The sequence below is a fragment of the Mycobacterium angelicum genome (genome assembly GCF_002086155.1).
GTDB classification, from domain to species: domain Bacteria; phylum Actinomycetota; class Actinomycetes; order Mycobacteriales; family Mycobacteriaceae; genus Mycobacterium; species Mycobacterium angelicum.
In genome coordinates, this window is record NZ_MVHE01000041.1 from 1 (window position 1) to 17761 (window position 17761).

The 17761-nt window shown below is 67.9% G+C and carries 5 protein-coding genes; 1 reads left to right on the plus strand and 4 read right to left on the minus strand.

What is annotated here, in order from left to right; translation table 11 throughout:
* Positions 1-491, minus strand: a 491-nt coding sequence (locus BST12_RS19955) for a PE family protein (RefSeq protein ID WP_139801793.1), incomplete at its 3' end; no start/stop codon positions are given.
* Between the two features lie 80 nt (positions 492-571).
* Entirely contained in the window at positions 572-1813 is a 1242-nt protein-coding gene (locus tag BST12_RS19960) for a cytochrome P450 (RefSeq protein WP_083114865.1), read from the minus strand.
* 93 nt (positions 1814-1906) lie between these two features.
* On the opposite strand from BST12_RS19960, the gene BST12_RS19965 reads away from it, so the two are divergent.
* Positions 1907-2536, plus strand: a complete 630-nt coding sequence (locus BST12_RS19965) for a TetR/AcrR family transcriptional regulator (RefSeq protein WP_083114866.1) — start codon at positions 1907-1909, stop codon at positions 2534-2536.
* On the opposite strand, the gene BST12_RS19970 is transcribed toward BST12_RS19965, so the two are convergent.
* Together BST12_RS19970 and BST12_RS19975 are read right to left on the minus strand one after the other, a co-directional pair.
* Positions 2503-5124 (minus strand): sugar epimerase family protein, encoded by a 2622-nt coding sequence (locus BST12_RS19970; protein WP_083114867.1) that lies wholly within the window; start codon positions 5122-5124, stop codon positions 2503-2505. The genes BST12_RS19965 and BST12_RS19970 overlap by 34 nt on opposite strands.
* Positions 5124-17594 (minus strand): type I polyketide synthase, encoded by a 12471-nt coding sequence (locus BST12_RS19975; protein WP_083114868.1) that lies wholly within the window; start codon positions 17592-17594, stop codon positions 5124-5126. The genes BST12_RS19970 and BST12_RS19975 overlap by 1 nt, the downstream gene beginning before the upstream one ends.
* Positions 17595-17761: the final 167 nt, after the last annotated feature.

The following is a 17761-nucleotide window of genomic DNA, read 5'->3' on the forward strand; positions in this document are numbered from 1 at the left end:
GCCCCGCCCCGACCGCCCGCGGGGTGGGAGCCGCCGCCGGAACCCCCACTTCCGCCATCGCCGAACAGCAGCCCCCCGGCCCCGCCGTCGGCGCCGGTCCCCGCGGCGCCGTCGGTGCCGTTGCCGATCAGCGGCCGTCCCAACAGCAACTGGGTGGGCAGGTTGATCAGGTAGAGCAGATCCTCGATCGGCCCTTGCAGACCAGCAGCGGCGGCGGCCTCAGCGCCGGCATATGCCCCCGCGGCGGCGTTGAGGGCCTGGACGAATTGGCTGTGAAACAACACCGCTTGGGCGCTCAGCCGCTGATATGCCAGCGCGTGCGCGCCGAACAGCGCGGCAATACCGGCAGAGATCTCGTCGGCGCCGGCGGCCAGGATCTCGGTTGTCGGAAGCGCCGCCGACGCATTGGCCGCACTGATCGTCGACCCGATGTTCGCCAAATCCGTTGCTGCAGCACCTACCAGCTCCGGCGTCGCGAAAACAACCGACATGCACACCTCCCGACCGATTTGGCCAGGCAAAGCGTAACTCCGCGCAACCGTTAATCAGCGACTTCAACCGCGGTGGAGTGTCACCAGCTGACCGGTAGCTCCTTCATTCCGTAGATGTCGGCCTCCTTGAACCTCAGCTCATTTGGCGGTACCGCCAATTTCAGCCCCGGCAGGCGCCGCGCCAGCGTGGCGAAGGCGACCTGCATCTCGACGCGAGCCAGGTTCTGACCGATGCATTGGTGCACACCATAGCCGAAACCCAAGTGGCCCCGAGTGTTTCGTTCGGCATCGAAGACTTCGGGGTCGTCGACGAATTCGGTGTCCCAGTTTCCGGCCGGCAGGTTCATCACGACGAACTCTCCGGCGCGGATCAATTGCCCACCGAGAGTGAGGTCTTCGGTTGCCACCCGATCGACCTGGCTGTGCACGATGGTGAGGTAGCGCATCAGTTCTTCGACGATGTTGCCGATCACAACGCGGTCGCCGGTTTGCCCCAGCCGCTGATATACATCGGGATTCTCAAGCAGCGCAACGGTTCCCAGCGAAATCATGTTGGCGGTGGTTTCGTGGCCGGCCTGCATCATGATCACGCTCGTCATGGCCGCCGTCTCGCGGTCGAGCTGACCGGTGGCGACGTATTCGGTGACCAGGCGGCTGATCAGGTCGTCACCGGGCTCGTGCTCTTTGCGCTCCACCAGTTGCTGGATGTAGGCATACATCGCGCCGAAGGCTTGGGCCTTCTGTTCGTCGGTGGACTTGGTATCCAAGCCGAGGGTGGTGTGGTGCTGGAAGAGTCCAAGGTCTTCGGGCGGGACTCCCAGTAGCAGCGCGATGACCAGTGAGGGCACCGGCAGCGCGAAGTCGCGAACGATATCGGCCGGCGGGCCCTTGTCGATCATTGCGTCGAGATACCGGTCGACCAGCTGCTGGATCTGCGGCCGCATCGCATCGGTGCGCCGGAAGGTGAAGTTGCCGGTTACCATGCGCCGCAACCGATGATGCTCGGGATCGTCTACCCGGGCGAACATTATCGGGGCGGTGTCGCCGGAGCCCGCCGGCCTGATGGCGGCCGGAATGGTGTCGGCGGACAGCCGCGGGTCAACCAGCGCGGCCCTGATGTCCTGGTAGCGACTCACCGCCCAGGCCGGCGCACCGTGGTACATCACCTTTCGCAATCCCGGCTCTTCGCGCCAGCCGGCGAATTCGGCCGGCGGGGCCAGCGGGCACTGCGCAGCACGTGGGACGGGGATGGTGGGAAGCGCCGTCTCGGCGGACAGATCGGAAGTTATAGAAGTCTCGGAAGTCTCGGAAGTGGTTGACATCACCGGCTTTTCCCGTTAAGTGTCAGTTAGCTGCCAATTGCCCGAGCCTAGAACTTCCCTTCTTGGCAGTCAACTGTCAGTTAGGTGGACGCGATGACGGCACTGGAGGACCGGCCGTTGCGTGCAGACGCGGCGCGCAACGTCGGCCGCATGCTGCGCGCCGCCCGCGACGTCTACGGCGAGTTGGGTCCCGACGCACCCGCCGAGGCGATCGCCCGGCGCGCCGGAGTCGGTGAGCGAACCCTCTACCGCAGGTTTCCCAGCAAAGCCGACTTGGTCCGGGCCGCCCTGGAGCAAAGCGTGGCCGAGGATCTCACGCCGGCGATCCAGCAGGCGCGCCGCAGTGACGATCCGCTCCGCGGACTCGCGCAGTTGCTCGAAGCGGCGATCTCGCTCGGCGCCCGCGAGCATCACCTGCTGACCGCGGCGTACCGGGCCGGGTCGCTGACCCCTGACATCTCGGCCGAACTGGACGAGGCACTCGCAGAGCTGGCCCGGCGCGGCCAGCACGCCGGCCTGGTGCGTGCCGACCTGGTGTCCGACGATCTGCCGCGGCTGATCGCGATGCTGCACAGTGTGCTGTGGACGATGGATCTCGGCAGCGACGGCTGGCAGCGCTACGTCGCACTGATTCTGGACGCGATATCGACCGGCCCGCGCCGGCCGCTTCCCCCGGCAGCGCCGTTGCGCTACGTACCCGAATCGAGCGGTTGGCCGCTCTGAGCAGCGTCGGGCAATTCGATCACCTGGATTTCGCCGCTCGTGCCGTCGACCTCAATGAGCGCTCCCGGCGGCAAGAAGCGAGTGGCGCCCTGCGCATCGACCACGCACGGAAAGCCGAACTCGCGGGCCACCACGGCCGCATGTGACATCGGGCCGCCGAGTTCGGTCACCACCGCCGCGGCGTAGCAGAAAGCGGCTGTGTAGCCGACATCGGTGACCTCGGCGACCAGAATCTCACCGGGCTGCAGGTCGTCGATGGTCTCGGGCCGCACGATCCGCACCCGGCCGCGCACCTTGCCGCCACAGACGCCGACGCCACGCAACGTGTCCCCGGCTACCAGCGCCGGCGCAGACGTGTTCGACGGCTCCCAGTGCCCGCTGAACACGGTGGGCGGAACGACGGTCATCAACCTGGCCTGCTCGGCGCGGCGCCGGGCCACCAGCTTGGCGACGTCGGTGGGAAGCGCATCCAGCTCGTCGACCAGTAGATAGAACACGTCATCGGGGGTGTCGAAAACGCCCGCGTCGGTCAGCCTGCGCCCATATTCGCGCAGCAGACCACGCAGCAGCCAAATTGCGCGGACCATCTTGTCGCGGCGGACCTCACGGTCACGCAGTTGACGCGCGGCCAGCAATGCAATCGGCTTGGCCCGCAATGGTATTGAAGGCTGGTGAGACTGCGGAGCCGGCGCGGCGGCCAACGTCTTGGCCACCATGCGCACCAGCAGCTCGGGATTGTCGGCGTAGCTGGTGGACAGCATCTCGACCTCGGCGGGGCCCCGGTGCCCGATCAGTGCCAGCTCGTCGCGCACCGCTGCGTGAAATTGCGGTGCGTCGACGGCCAGCTTGTCCAACCGCTCCCCCGGTTCGGCCAGCAGACGCAGCACCGCCGGGTCGCGCCGCGCGGCGAGCACCAGGCGCTGCATCGCTTCTACCGATCGCGCGCTGACCAGTTGCGGCCCGGCCGCCGGCGCGGTGTCGCGTCCGCACAACCCGCGCAACAAGACGTTGAATGCGGCGCACAGCATGAACGACCCGGACGCCAGCAGCCAGCCATGCACCACGTGGTCGCGAGCCAGGAAGATCAGGCTCAGCAGGCGGCGGTCATCGAGCTTGGTCAGTTCCTCGCCGGCGCCGGCCAGGCGTTCCAGACGATCGACGTCGTCGAGATAGTCGCGGGTGTCGCGGGTAGAGCCCGCGCTCAGGCCGACGAGATTGACGCCGAACACCCCGATATTGCGCACGGTGCGCAATTGCCTGCGGACCCGGCTGGATTCCGACGGCGGACGTTCGGCTCCGAATATCGGTAGCGAGGCCATGCTCGGGCCGAAGAACCCGCTGTTGCTGACGATTGTCGCGGGCTTGGCGAAGGGCACGGTTTCGGCCATGAAATGCGCCGAGGTGATGGCCCCGTAAAGCCGGTGGGCGAACACCGCGACGGTGCGCATGGCGATCTCGCGCTGCACGATTCCGCCCGGCCTTAGCCGCTCGGCGATCCCTACTCCGCCGGCGCGCAGACCGCGGACGGTGACCGAGGCCGACGACGGCGAGAACGGGCCGGGCAGCGCCTCGGACAAATTGGTGGCAAGAAAGGTCGGGAAGCGTGGGTCGATCGGGGTGTCGAATTCGCCGTTATCCGCTTCTGGGCCCGCCAATTTGGGAACCACCCCGTCCTCGGTCGGAGCATCGACAGCCGGCAGATCCTGGATGTTGGCCAACCGCCAGGGCAGCGATATCACCCGCTTGCCCACCGACACCCGGCCACGTACGGCCAACGCGAAATCTTGAACGGCTTCCTCGGCAGACCAGGCCGGCCGGAAACCCCACTCGTCATAGAGCCGTGTGGTATCCAGCGCCGGAGCGCTTTGCACCAGTTCGAGTTCGGCGAACGCCGTCGCCCGCCGGCGTAGCGGCGTGGCGCCCGTCGGCACGATCGGCCGCCCGAGTACCGCGGCGATCTGACGAAACGTAAGCGCATCCGGCGCGGCGAGATCGACGGCGCCACTGAGGAGTTCGCGATCAAGGAGGGCACGGATCGACAGCCGCAGCGCGTCGTCGGTGTGCACGACCTGCACGACACGATCCGCAGCCGGGCCGGGGTACACGGGCAGGGCAAACAGCCTGCGCACCCAGTTGTCCACGTTTCGTCCGACGATCAGTGCGCAGCGCAGCGCCACCCACTGCAGCCCGGAGGCCGCCAGCATGTCTTCGACCCGAGCCTGCTGCCGCCCGTCTTCGGACGCCGGGTCGTAGACGTAGGCCGAGCTGGTGAAGACGATGCGCCCGGCTTTGGTTTCGGCCATCGCCGCAAGGACGTTGTTGGTGCCGTCAATGTTGACCTGATGGCTGATGCGGTTATCCGGTCCCAGGCTCCTGGCCCACGCGCAGTGCGCGACGACGTCGGCCCCCGCTATCGCGCGCGCGACCGCATCCGCGTCCCTGATATCGGCGGCAACGAAATCTGCTGAGCTGGGCCAGCTTTCGGGCCGGTGCCGGGCGATACCGCAGACGTCATGGCCCTGGCTGAGCAAGCGGGTGACGAGGCCGCGGCCGATTACGCCGCTGGCGCCGGTGACCGCGATTCGCACTAAGCATCCTCGTCGTTCATGAACGCCGCGTTGACCAGGGCGTCGAGATCCATGTCCGCGATGTCTTCTTCGTTGGTATCCGCCGATCGCGCCGCCTGGCCATTGGTGTCGGTTTCATTTGCCAATGCCAGCAACAGATCCAGCACTCCAGCCTGACGCAGGCGCTTGACCGGAATGGATGCGACGACGCGCTGCAGCTCGGCCTCTCCGGGTGCGGCGGGCTGAACTTCCTGGACAGCGGTACCGAGGAGTTCCCGGTGCATGTAGCCGGCCAGCGCGGCCGAGTTCGGGTAGTCGAAGATGAGCGTGGGCGAAAGCGCCAGGCCGGTAGCGGCCTTGAGGCGGTTACGCATTTCGACGGCGGTCAGCGAGTCGAAGCCCAGTTCCTGGAATGCCCGGTCGGGGTCGATTGCCTCGGCGCTGGTGTTACCGAGCACGGTCGCGATGTGCGATCGCACCAGATCGAGCAGGATGGCCTGCTGCTCGTCTTCGGGCAGGCCGTCGAGGCGTTGCAGCAGAGCCGATTTCGACTTGGCGGCGGCCAGCGAGTCGTCCACCTGGCGCCGGGTCGGCGCGTTGATCAAGTCGACGAACATCGGCGGCAAGGTGCCACCGTCGAACTTGACCCGCAACGCGGCAAGGTCGATATGGGCCGGAACCATGAATGGCTGGTCGACGATCATCGCGGTGTCCAGCAATCCAAGGGCTTCCTCGGAGGACATCGCCGTGATGCCGTCGCGGGCGAACCGTTTGAAGTCGACCGTCGCCAACCCGCCGGTCATCGCGCTGGCCTGATCCCACAGTCCCCACCCCAGCGAGATGGCGGGCAGGCCATGCGCCCGTCGGTGTGCGGCGAGCGCGTCCAGGAACGAATTAGCCGCCGAGTAGTTGCCCTGCCCGGACGATCCGACCAGACCGGCCATCGACGAGAACATGACAAACGCCGACAGGTCCAGGTCACGAGTCAACTCGTGCAGGTTCCACGCCGCGTCCACCTTGGCGCGCAGCGCCACTTCCATCTGCTCGGCCGTCATTGTCGTGACAACGGCATCGTCGAGCGCGCCGGCGGTGTGCAGTACGGCCGACAACGGTTGCTGCACGGGGATATCGGCGATCACCTTGGCCAGCGCCGCCCGATCGGCCGCATCGCAGGCCAGCACCTGCACCTGCGCACCGGCGGCGGTCAACTCGGCCACCAACTCCGCGGCCCCCGGCGAGTCCGGACCGCGCCGGCTGATCAACACCAGCTGGCGCACTCCGTGGCGGGTTACCGCGTGACGCGCCAGCGCCGAACCGGCCATGCCGGTGCCGCCGGTGATCAGTACGGTTCCGGCCGCCCACGCGTCCGGCATGTTCATCACGACCTTGCCGACGTGGCGGGCCTGACTTAGGTACCGCAACGCCGCCGGGGCCCGTCGCACATCGAATGTGGTGACCGGCAGCGGGCGCAGCACGTCGTCGGCGAACAGCGCGGCCAGCTCGGCGAGCAACTGCGCAATGCGGTCCGGCCCGGCCTCGAAGAGATCGAAGGCGCGGTAGCGCACACCCGCATGCTGCTCGGCGACTACGGCGGAGTCGCGGATATCGGTCTTGCCCATCTCCAGGAAGGTGCCCCCGGGTGCGGTCAGGCGCAGCGAGGCGTCGACGAAGTCGCCGGATAGCGAGTCCAGCACCACGTCCATGCCGCGTCCGTCGGTGGCGGCAAGGAACTTCCCCTCGAAGTCCAGAGAGCGCGAATCACCGATGTGATTGTCGTCGAAGCCCATGTCGCGCAATGTGTTCCACTTGCCCTTGCTGGCGGTGGCGAACACCTCCAGACCGAGATGACGGGCCAGTTGCACGGCGGCCATGCCCACGCCACCGGCGGCGGCGTGCACCAGTATCCGCTGTCCTGGCTTTACCGAAGCAAGGTCGGTCAGCGCGTAGTAGGCGGTGGCGAAGACCACCGAGGTGGTGGCGGCGGCGGTGTGCGACCCCCCCGCCGGCACCTCGACCAGTAGCCGGTGATCGGTGGTGGCGACCGTTCCGGTGCCGTGCGGGAAGAGGCCCATGACCCGGTCGCCTACGGCGAAATCGCTTGTGGTCGTTTCGACGACGACGCCGGATGCCTCGACGCCCATGACCGCGTCCGGATCGGGGTACAGACCCAACGCGATCATGACGTCGCGGAAGTTGGCGGCAACGGCTGACAACGCGACTCGAACGTGTCCGGGTTCCAGTGCCGCGTCGGCGTCGGGAATCGGTTCCAGCCGCAGGTTTTCGAAGGTTCCGGCGCTGCTCATGCCCAGCCGCCATGGCCCGTTCCCGGGTGGCACCAGGATGGAGCTGACCGCACGGCTGCCGTGCACCCGGGCGGTGTACACCTGTCCTTCGCGCCACAGCACCTGGGGCTCGCCGGCAGCCAAAGCCGCGGCTACGGCCGTATCATCCAGGGCCACATCGGAATCGATTAACACGATCCGGCCGGGATTCTCCGTCTGCGCCGACCGGACCAGTCCCCATACCGCGGCGCCCGCCAGATCGGTGACGTCTTCGCCCGGCAACGCCATCGCGCCGCGAGTCGCCACCACCAACGTTCCCGCCCCGTCCCGGGACAGCCACGACCGCAACACCTCCAGCACCGAGCGCGTGGCCGTGTATACCCCTGTGACGACGTCGCCGGCTACCGGTTCGGACTCGAACACGACAGTAGCGTCTGCGACGGTATCGGTTGCGTCCCAACGGGTTACCGGTACCGGTTCGACGTCGACGGTGGGTTGTACAGACCAGAGCACCTCGAACAGCCGGTCGGGTCCCGACCCGGATACCGCTGCCCGCAACTGCTGGTCGCTCACCGGGCGGGCCAGCATCGAAGCCACCGAAAGCACCGGCAGACCCAGCCCATCGGCCACCTCGATCGACACCGCCGACGGCCCCACCGGGGCAATACGCGCCCGCACCGCCGAGGCTCCCGCGGCGTGCAGCGACACGCCCTGCCAGGAGAACGGAACCAGCATCGAGCCTTCGGGAAGCTCTGTGCTGTCCGCGCTCAGGATCACCGCGTGCAGCGCCGCGTCCAGCATCGCGGGATGGACTCCAAAGCCGGCCACCGATACCCCGGCGTCCGCGGGCAACGCCACCTCGGCGAAAACCTCCTCGCCGCGGCGCCACATCGCGGTCAACCCGCGAAATGCCGGACCGTAGCCGTAGCCGCGTTCGGCCAACTGCTCATACCCGTCACCGATTTCGACCGCGACCGCGCCGACAGGTGGCCACACCGACAGGTCGGTCGCCTGGTTTGCCGTTCCCGCGCTCAGGGTGCCCTCGGCGTGCAACAACCAACCGGCACCCGCCTCAGTCCGGGAATAGACCGAAACCCCGCGTGCACCAGCATCATCCGCGCCGCCGACGACGACCTGCACGGCTACCGATCCGGTTTCCGGCAACACCAGCGGCGCGGCCAGCGTCAGCTCGTCGACCACCCCGCAGCCGACTTCGTCGCCCGCGCGGATCGCCATTTCGACAAAGCCCGCGCCCGGGAAGATCACCACGCCACCGATCGCGTGATCGGACAACCAACCCTGCGCGCCAAGTGACAGCCGGCCGGTCAGCACGACTCCGCCCGATGCCGGTAGTTCCACGACCGCGCCCAGCAGTGCGTGCTCGCTGTCCTGAAGACCCAGGCCGGCCGCGTCGGCCGCCGCGGCGGCACCGGACAGCCAGAACCGCCGTCGCTCGAAGGCATACGTCGGCAACTCGACGAAGTTGGCCGGTCCGATGGCCGCTCGCCAATCCACGCCGGTGCCGGCGACGAATGCCTGCGCAACCGCGTTGGTCAGGGTCGCCGGTTCGGGGCGGTCTTTGCGCAGCGCGGAAGCGATGAGCACTGCCGCGTCGGGCAGGGACTCTTCGATTGACGCCGCCAAACCGCTGCCGGGGCCGACTTCGAGGAAGCGAGTGGCGCCGGCCGACTGTGCGAACCGGACACTGTCGGCGAATCGCACCGCTTCCAGAACGTGCCGCTTCCAGTAGGCCAGGGAGGCGAAGTCGTCACCGGCCAGCTGCCCGGTGACGTTCGAGATCACCGGGATGCCGGGCTGCCGGACGGTGAGTCCGGAAGCCACCGTTCCGAATTCGTCGATCATCGGTTCCATCAGTGGCGAGTGGAAGGCGTGTGAGACGGCCAGTTGGTGGACGCGGCGGCCGTCGGCGCGCAGCTGCTCGGCAATGCCGAGTACCGCAGCTTCGGCGCCCGAAATCACCACGGAGGACGGGCCGTTGATCGCCGCGATGCCGACCGCATCGGTCAGCAACGGCCGCACCTCGTCTTCGGTGGCCTGCACGGCGACCATCACCCCACCGGCCGGCAGCGCCTGCATGAACCGGCCGCGCGCGGCGACCAGAACCGCGGCGTTCTCCAGCGACAGGACGCCCGCGACGTGCGCGGCCGAAATCTCGCCGACGGAGTGGCCCATCACGAAGTCGGGCCGCACGCCCCAGGATTCCAGCAATCGGTACAGGGCGACTTCCACCGCGAACAGCGCTGGTTGCGCGAATTCAGTTGTGTTGAGCAGATTTTCGTCATTGCCCCACATCACTTCGCGCAGCGGGCGCAGCAGGTGCTGATCGAGTTCCGCGACCACGGTGTTGAACGCCTCGGCGAATACCGGATATCCGGAGTGCAATCCCATTCCCATGCCAAGGAATTGGGAGCCCTGGCCGGGGAACACGAACACGGTCTTGCCGCCCGGCTGGGCAATCCCACGGACCACGCTGACGACATCGTCGTCGGCCAGCTCGTCCAGCCCAGCCAGCAGCCCGTCGCGATCACCACCGACGACGACGGCACGGTGCTCGAAGGCCGACCGGCCCGCCAGCGACCAGGCGACGTCGGCAACATCGACCCCGTCATGGGCACGCACATACTCGGCCAACCGCGCCGCCTGCGCCCGCAACACCGGCGCCGATTTGGCCGATATCACCCAGGGCAGCACGGGTTTGGCCGGCCCGGGTTCAGGTTTCGGGGCAGCGGGCGCGCACTCGACGATCACGTGCGCGTTGGTGCCGCTGATGCCGAACGACGAAACTCCGGCCCGGCGCGCCCGCTGCCCCTCGGGCCAGGGCCGCGGCTCGGTCAACAACGACACCGACCCCGCCGACCAATCCACATGCGGGCTGGGCTGATCCACATGCAACGTCGCCGGCAACACCTCATGGCGCATCGCCTGCACCATCTTGATCACACCCGCCACCCCCGCGGCGGCCTGCGTGTGACCCATATTCGACTTCACCGACCCCAGCCAGAGCGGCTCGGCCCGACCCTGCCCGTAAGTGGCCAGCAACGCCTGAGCCTCAATCGGATCGCCCAGCATCGTGCCGGTCCCGTGGCCCTCCACCGCGTCCACATCAGCCGCCGACAGCCCGGCATTGGCCAGCGCCGCACGCACCACCCGCTGCTGCGAGGGACCGTTCGGCGCGGTCAGCCCGTTGGAGGCGCCGTCCTGGTTTATCGCCGAACCGCGTACCACCGCCAACACCTGATGACCCAACCGCTGGGCATCGGAAAGCCGCTCCACCACGAGCATTCCGCCGCCTTCGGAGAAACCGGTGCCGTCGGCCGCGCCGGCAAATGCCTTGCAGCGCCCGTCGGCCGACAACCCGCGCATGCGGCTGAATTCGATGAAGATGTCGGGAGTGGCGTTGACGGTGACACCGCCGGTCAAGGCCAGGTCGCATTCGCCCGAACGCAGCGACTGCACGGCCATATGCAGCGCCACCAATGACGACGAGCACGCCGTATCCACCGACACCGCCGGGCCTTCCAGGCCCAGCACATACGCAACCCGCCCGGAGGCCACGCTGCAGGACTGACCGGTCAGCCGGAACCCCTCTACCGCGTCGCCGCCAGACATTCCGTATGCCTGGGTGTACACCCCGGCGAATACGCCGGTGGCGCTGCCCCGCAATCCGCCAGGTTCAATTCCAGCGCGCTCCAAGGCTTCCCACGACAACTCTAGGAACATGCGTTGCTGCGGATCCATCGCCAGCGCCTCGCTCGGCGCAATCCCGAAGAAGCCGGGGTCGAAGTCCGCGACACCTTCCACGAAGCCACCGGTACGCGTATTGCACGTCCCCGCGACGTCGGGATCGGGGTTGTACAGCCCGGCCAGGTTCCAGCCGCGGTTGCCGGGGAACTCGGTGAGCACGTCGCGGCCCTGAATCAGCATGTCCCACAGGTCTTCCGGCGAATCCACGCCGCCCGGGTACCGGCAGGACATGCCGACGATCGCGATCGGATCGTCGCCGGTGAGGCGCGCGGCGGGGGCCTGCTTGATTTCCTGCGGCACCCCGGCAAGCTCGGTGCGCATGTAGGAGGCCAGCCCGCTTGGGGTGGGGTAGTCGAAAATCAGGGTGGGTGAAAGCGACAGCCCAGTGGCGGCTTTCAATCGGTTGCGCATTTCGACCGCGGTCAGCGAGTCGAAACCCAAGTCCTGGAAGGCTTTGTCGGGGTCGACGGCCTCCGGTGTGACGTTACCCAGCACGGTCGCGATGTGAGAGCGCACCAGATCCAGCAATACCGCATGCTGTTCGGGCTCGGGTAGACCGTGCAACCGGTGCGCCAGAGCCGATTTCGACTTGGCCGCCGCCAACGAATCGTCAACCTGCCGCCGCGTGGGGGCATTGATCAATTCGGTGAACATCGGCGGCACCGCGACGGCATGGGCACGCAGAGCGGCCAGGTCGATGCGGGCGGGCGCCAGGAATGGTTCGTCCACGATCAGCGCGGTGTCGAACAATTCCAGCGCTTCTTCCGAGGACAACGCCAGCACACCTTCGCGGCCCAGCCGGGCCCGGCCGGCGTCGTCGAGCCCGCCCGTCATGGCGCTGGCCTGATCCCACAATCCCCAGGCGAGTGAGATCGCGGGCAACCCATGTGCCCGCCGGTGCGCGGCCAGTCCGTCGAGGAAGCAGTTGGCGGCCGAATAGTTGCCCTGGCCCGACGAGCCCACCAGCCCGGCCATCGACGAAAACATCACGAACGCAGACAGATTCAGGTCACGGGTCAACTCATGCAGATTCCAGGCCGCATCGACCTTGGCCCGCAACACCGTATCGACGCGATCCGGCGTCAACGAGGAGATCACCGCATCGTCGAGCACTCCGGCGGCGTGAATCACTCCCGACAGCGGCCGCTGCACGGGGATGTCGGAGATCACCTTCGCCAGCGCCGCCCGGTCGCCGGCATCGCAGGCCACCACCTGCACCTGCGCACCGGCCGCAGTCAGCTCGGCCACCAATTCGGCGGCCTCCGGGGCGTCCGGGCCGCGCCGGCTCAGCAACACCAGATGACGCACCCCGTGCCGCGTCACCACGTGGCGCGCCAACGCCGAACCCGCCATCCCGGTGCCGCCGGTGATCAGCACGGTGCCCGCGGCCCACGCGTCGGGCATCATCAGCACGACCTTGCCGATATGGCGGGCCTGGCTCAGATAGCGCATCGCCGCTTGCGCCCGTCGCACGTCAAAGGTGGTGACCGGCAGCGGGCGCAGCACCCCGGCGTCGAAGAGTTCGGCGAGGTCGAGCATGTACTGGTGCATGCGGGGACGGCCCGGCTCGAACAGGTCGAACGCGCGGTAGCGCACCCCCGGGTATTCCTGGGCGATCACGCCCGGGTCGCGGATGTCGGTCTTGCCCATCTCCAAGAAGATTCCGCCCGGGGCGACCAGACGCAGTGAGGCGTCGACGAATTCGCCGGCCAGTGAGTCCAGCACCACGTCCATCCCGGCCATGCCGGTCCTGCCGATGACGCTGCGGAACTTCTCCTCGAACTCGAGGCTGCGCGAATCGGAGATGTGGTCCTCGTCAAAGCCCATGGCCCGCAAGGTGTCCCACTTGCCCTTGCTGGCGGTGGCGAATATCTCCAGACCCAGATGACGGGCCAGCTGCACCGCGGCCATACCCACCCCGCCGGCAGCGGCGTGGATCAGCACCCGCTGCCCCGGTTTGACCTCGGCCAGTTGCACGAAGGCCATCCACGCGGTGGTGAAAACGGCGGATATGGCGGCGGCTTCGGCATATGACCAGTCGGCGGGCATCGGCTGCAACAACCTGGTGTCACCGGGGACCACCGTGCCGCTGCCGTCGGGGAAGAAGCCGTATACCGAGTCGCCGACCGCGAATTCGGTAACCCCGGGTCCTACTTCGACGACCACGCCGGCGCCCTCGCCACCGAGCAGCGCGTCGTGGGTGAACATGCCCAGGATGATCATGATGTCGCGGAAGTTGGCGGCGATGGCGCGCAGCGCTACCCGGACCTGACCGGGCTGCAACGGCGCCTCGGCGTTGGGAACCGGCTCGAGCTGCAGATTTTCAAAGGTGCCCGCGCTGCTCAGGCCCAGCCGCCACGGTCCCTCGGCCGGCGGCACCAGGATGCCGCCGGCCGCGCGGCTGCCGTGCACCCGCGCGGTGTAGACCTGCCCGCCGCGCAGCAACACTTGCGGCTCACCGGCCGCCAGGACTTTGGCGACGGCCGTATCGTCAAGTGGCACATCGGAATCCACCAATACAAACCGGCCGGGATTTTCCGTCTGCGCCGAGCGGACCAGCCCCCATACCGCCGCGCCGGCCAGGTCGGTGACGTCTTGCCCGGGCGGCGTCATCGCGCCGCGGGTCCCCACCACCAGCACTCCGGAGTCGTGCTCGGCCAGCCACGCCTGCACGGCCGCCAACGCGGCGTGGGTGCGCTGGTAGCTGCCCGTGACCGGATCTTCCTCAGCTACAACCGATTCAAAGATCTCGTAGGCTGGCGTGGCACCCGCGCCAACCGATGTCGCCGGGGACCAGACGAGCTCGAACAGCCGGTCTGGACCAGAGCCCGACACCACGGCCCGCAGCTGCTGCTCGGAGATCGGGCGAGCCACCATCGCGGCCACCGACAGCACCGGCAAGCCCAGCCCGTCGGCGAGTTCGATCGAGACCGCGGACGGTCCCGAGGGCGCGATCCGAACCCGCACCGCCGACGCCCCGGCTGCGTGCAATGACACGCCCTGCCAGGCAAACGGGAGAACCAGTTCGGCGTCTTGGTGTGCCAACACCGCCGCATGAAGGGCGGCGTCCAATAGCGCTGGGTGTACACCGAATCCGGCCACACCGCCGGCGGCGTCGGGTAGCCGCACCTCGGCGAACAGCTCGTCGCCGCGAGTCCATAGCGTGGTCAGGCCGCGAAACGCCGGGCCGTAGCCGTATCCGCGCGCCGCCAACCGCTCGTAGCCATCGGCAACATCGAGCGCGACCGCACCGGCCGGCGGCCACACCGACAGGTCTGCGCCGGGTTCGATCATCCCCGAGCTCAACGTGCCCTCGGCGTGGCATAGCCACACCGAGCCTTGGCCAGCCTCGGCGCGCGAGTAAATCGACACGCTGCGCTGACCGGACTCCGTTGACGCACCCACAACCACTTGCACCGCAACCGAATTCGACACCGGCAGCAACAGCGGAGTGCGCAGCGTCAACTCGTCGACCACCGAGCAGCCCACTTCGTCGCCGGCGCGCACCGCCAGCTCCACGAAACCCGCACCCGGGAACACCACCGATCCGGATACGGCGTGATCGGCCAGCCAGCCCTGCAGGCCGGGCGACAGCCGGCCCGTCAATACCACCCCGCCCGAGGCGGGCAAGTCCACCACCGCGTGCAGCAGCGGGTGCTCGCTGGCGCCCAGCCCCAAACCGTGCGCGTCGGCCGTGATCCCTTCACCGGCAAGCCAAAAGCGGCGCCGGTCAAAGGCATACGTCGGCAACTCGACAAACCCGGCACCCGGCAGCGCGCCACGCCAGTCCACTGAAACGCCGGCGACAAACGCGGCGGCGGCCGACGACAGGAAGCGCTGCAGACCGCCGTCCTCGCGGCCCAGAGTCGGAACGACGATCGCGTCCATAGCTTGCGAGGCGTCGCCCTGACCGCACGCGTTGGCGGTATCCTCGATGCCGGCGATCAGCGCGGGATGCGGACTGGATTCGATGAATGTGCGGTATCCGTGCTCGCAGGCGCTGCGCACTGCCTGGTCGAGCTGCACGGTCTGCCGGAGGTTTCGATACCAGTATTCGGCGTCCAAACCTGCCGTGTCCAAACGGTTTCCAGTAACGGTGGAGAAGAAGACCGTCCGTGCGGATTGCGGCTCGATACCGGATAGAGCGTCGAGCAGTTCAGCGCGAATCGCCTCTACCTCAACCGAATGCGACGCATAGTCCACGTCAATGCGGCGGGTGCGCAGTTCCTGCTCGGTGCACTGCTGGATGAGTTCTTCGAGAGCGGCAATCTCGCCGGACACCACCACCGCCGACCGGCCGTTGACGGCCGCGACGCCGATCCGATCACCGAAAGGCGCCAACAACTCCTGCGCCTTTTCCGCACCACACGCGATCGACACCATGCCGCCCGGACCGGCCAAGCCGGTCAGCAGCTTGCTGCGCAGCGTGACCACCTTCGCAGCGTCGCGCAGCGACAGCGCGCCGGCCACGTAGGCCGCTGCGATTTCGCCCTGCGAATGGCCGATGACGGCATCGGGGCGTACTCCGACCGACTTCCACAGTTCGGCCAGCGACACCATCACCGCAAACAGCACCGGCTGCACCACATCCACCCGGTCCAGCCCCGGCGCACCGGCCGTCCCACGCAGCACGTCGATCAGCGACCAATCGACGAATTCCCCGAACGCCTCGGCACAGGCCTGCAGCTGCTGCGCGAATACCGGTGCGGTGTCGAGCAATTCGACACCCATGCCAATCCACTGCGACCCCTGCCCGGGGAACACGAACACCGTCTTGCCCGCCGGCTGGGCAACTCCGCGAATCGCGCTGACGGCTTCGTCATTGGCCAGTTCGTCCAGGCCGGCCAGCAACGCGTCCCGGTCGCCGCCGACGACCACCGCGCGGTGCTCGAACGTGGAGCGGCCCGCCAGCGACCAGCCCACGTCGGCGATATCGACCCCGTCACGGGCACGCAGATACTCGGCCAACCGCGCCGCCTGCGCCCGCAAGGCCCGCGCCGATTTGGCCGACACCGCCCACGGCACCACCGGGTGCGCGGGGCCAGGCTCCCGCGGTTGCGGCTCGGGCACGGACTCCACGATCACGTGGGCGTTGGTGCCGCTGATGCCGAACGACGACACTCCGGCGCGCCGCAGCCTGCCACCCGCGGACTCGGCTGTCCAGGGCTGCGGCTCGGTCAACAACGACACCGACCCCGCCGACCAATCCACATGCGGGCTGGGCTGATCCACATGCAACGTCGCCGGCAACACCTCATGGCGCATCGCCTGCACCATCTTGATCACACCCGCCACCCCCGCGGCGGCCTGCGTGTGACCCATGTTCGACTTCACCGACCCCAGCCACAACGGCGCGCCACTGCGCCCCTGGCCATAGGTGGCCAGCAACGCCTGCGCCTCGATCGGATCGCCCAACGTCGTTCCGGTTCCGTGGCCCTCCACGGCGTCCACGTCGGCAGCCGTCAGCCCCGCATTGGCCAGCGCGGCACGCACCACCCGCTGCTGCGAAGGACCATTCGGCGCGGTCAGCCCGTTGGACGCGCCGTCCTGATTGACTGCCGTACCCCGCACCACCGCCAGCACCGGATGCCCCAGCCGTTCTGCATCGGAGAGCCGCTCGACGACGAGGATCGCCCCGCCCTCCGACCAGCCGACCCCATCGGCCGCGCCCGCGTACGCCTTGGACCGGCCGTCCGGCGCCAGCCCTCGGTGCCGGCTGAACTCGATGAAGACCGTCGGTGTGGCATTGACGGTCGCGCCGCCGGCCAGAGCCAGATCGCACTCCCCGGAACGCAGCGACTGCACGGCCATGTGCAGCGCCACCAACGACGACGAGCACGCCGTATCCACCGACACCGCCGGGCCTTCCAGGCCCAGTACATAGGACACCCGGCCGGAGGCGACGCTGGAGGTCATGCCGGTCAGTCGGTAGCCTTCGATCTCCTCAGCTAACATGCCATAGCCCTGGACGATGAGGCCGGCAAATACTCCGGTGGCGCTGCCGCGTAGCCCACCCGGATCGATCCCCGCCCGTTCCAGGGCCTCCCAGGACAGCTCCAGCAACATGCGGTGCTGGGGATCCATGGCCAGCGCCTCGCTGGGCGCGATACCGAAGAAAGCCGGATCGAAATCGGCGACACCGTCGACGAAGCCGCCGGTGCGCGCGTAGGTCTTATGCCGGGCGTCCGGGTCGGGGTCATAGAGCCCCGCCACGTCCCAGCCGCGGTCGGCGGGGAAATCCGAGATCACGTCCCGGCCTTCGGCGACCATGTCCCACAGGCCCTCTGGGGAATCCACCCCGCCGGGGAACCGGCACGACATTCCGACAATGGCGATCGGCTCGTTCGACCGTTCCAGCAGCGCACGGTTGGTGCGCTTCAGGCGTTCAACCTGGACCAGCGCCTTGCGCAACGCTTCGGTCGCATGCTGGAGTTGATCAACCATTACTAACCTTGCCCAATCTCGCCTACTTAGTCGTCTGCGACCGCCGGATGCGGCTCTCGCCGAGTCACCGACGTTGCTGCACGAAGCGACGTTCGTGCTGCGCCTCGACCCAGGATCTCGCTGGTGAGTATCGCCAACTCCGACAGGATTTCAAAACGTCCGACACT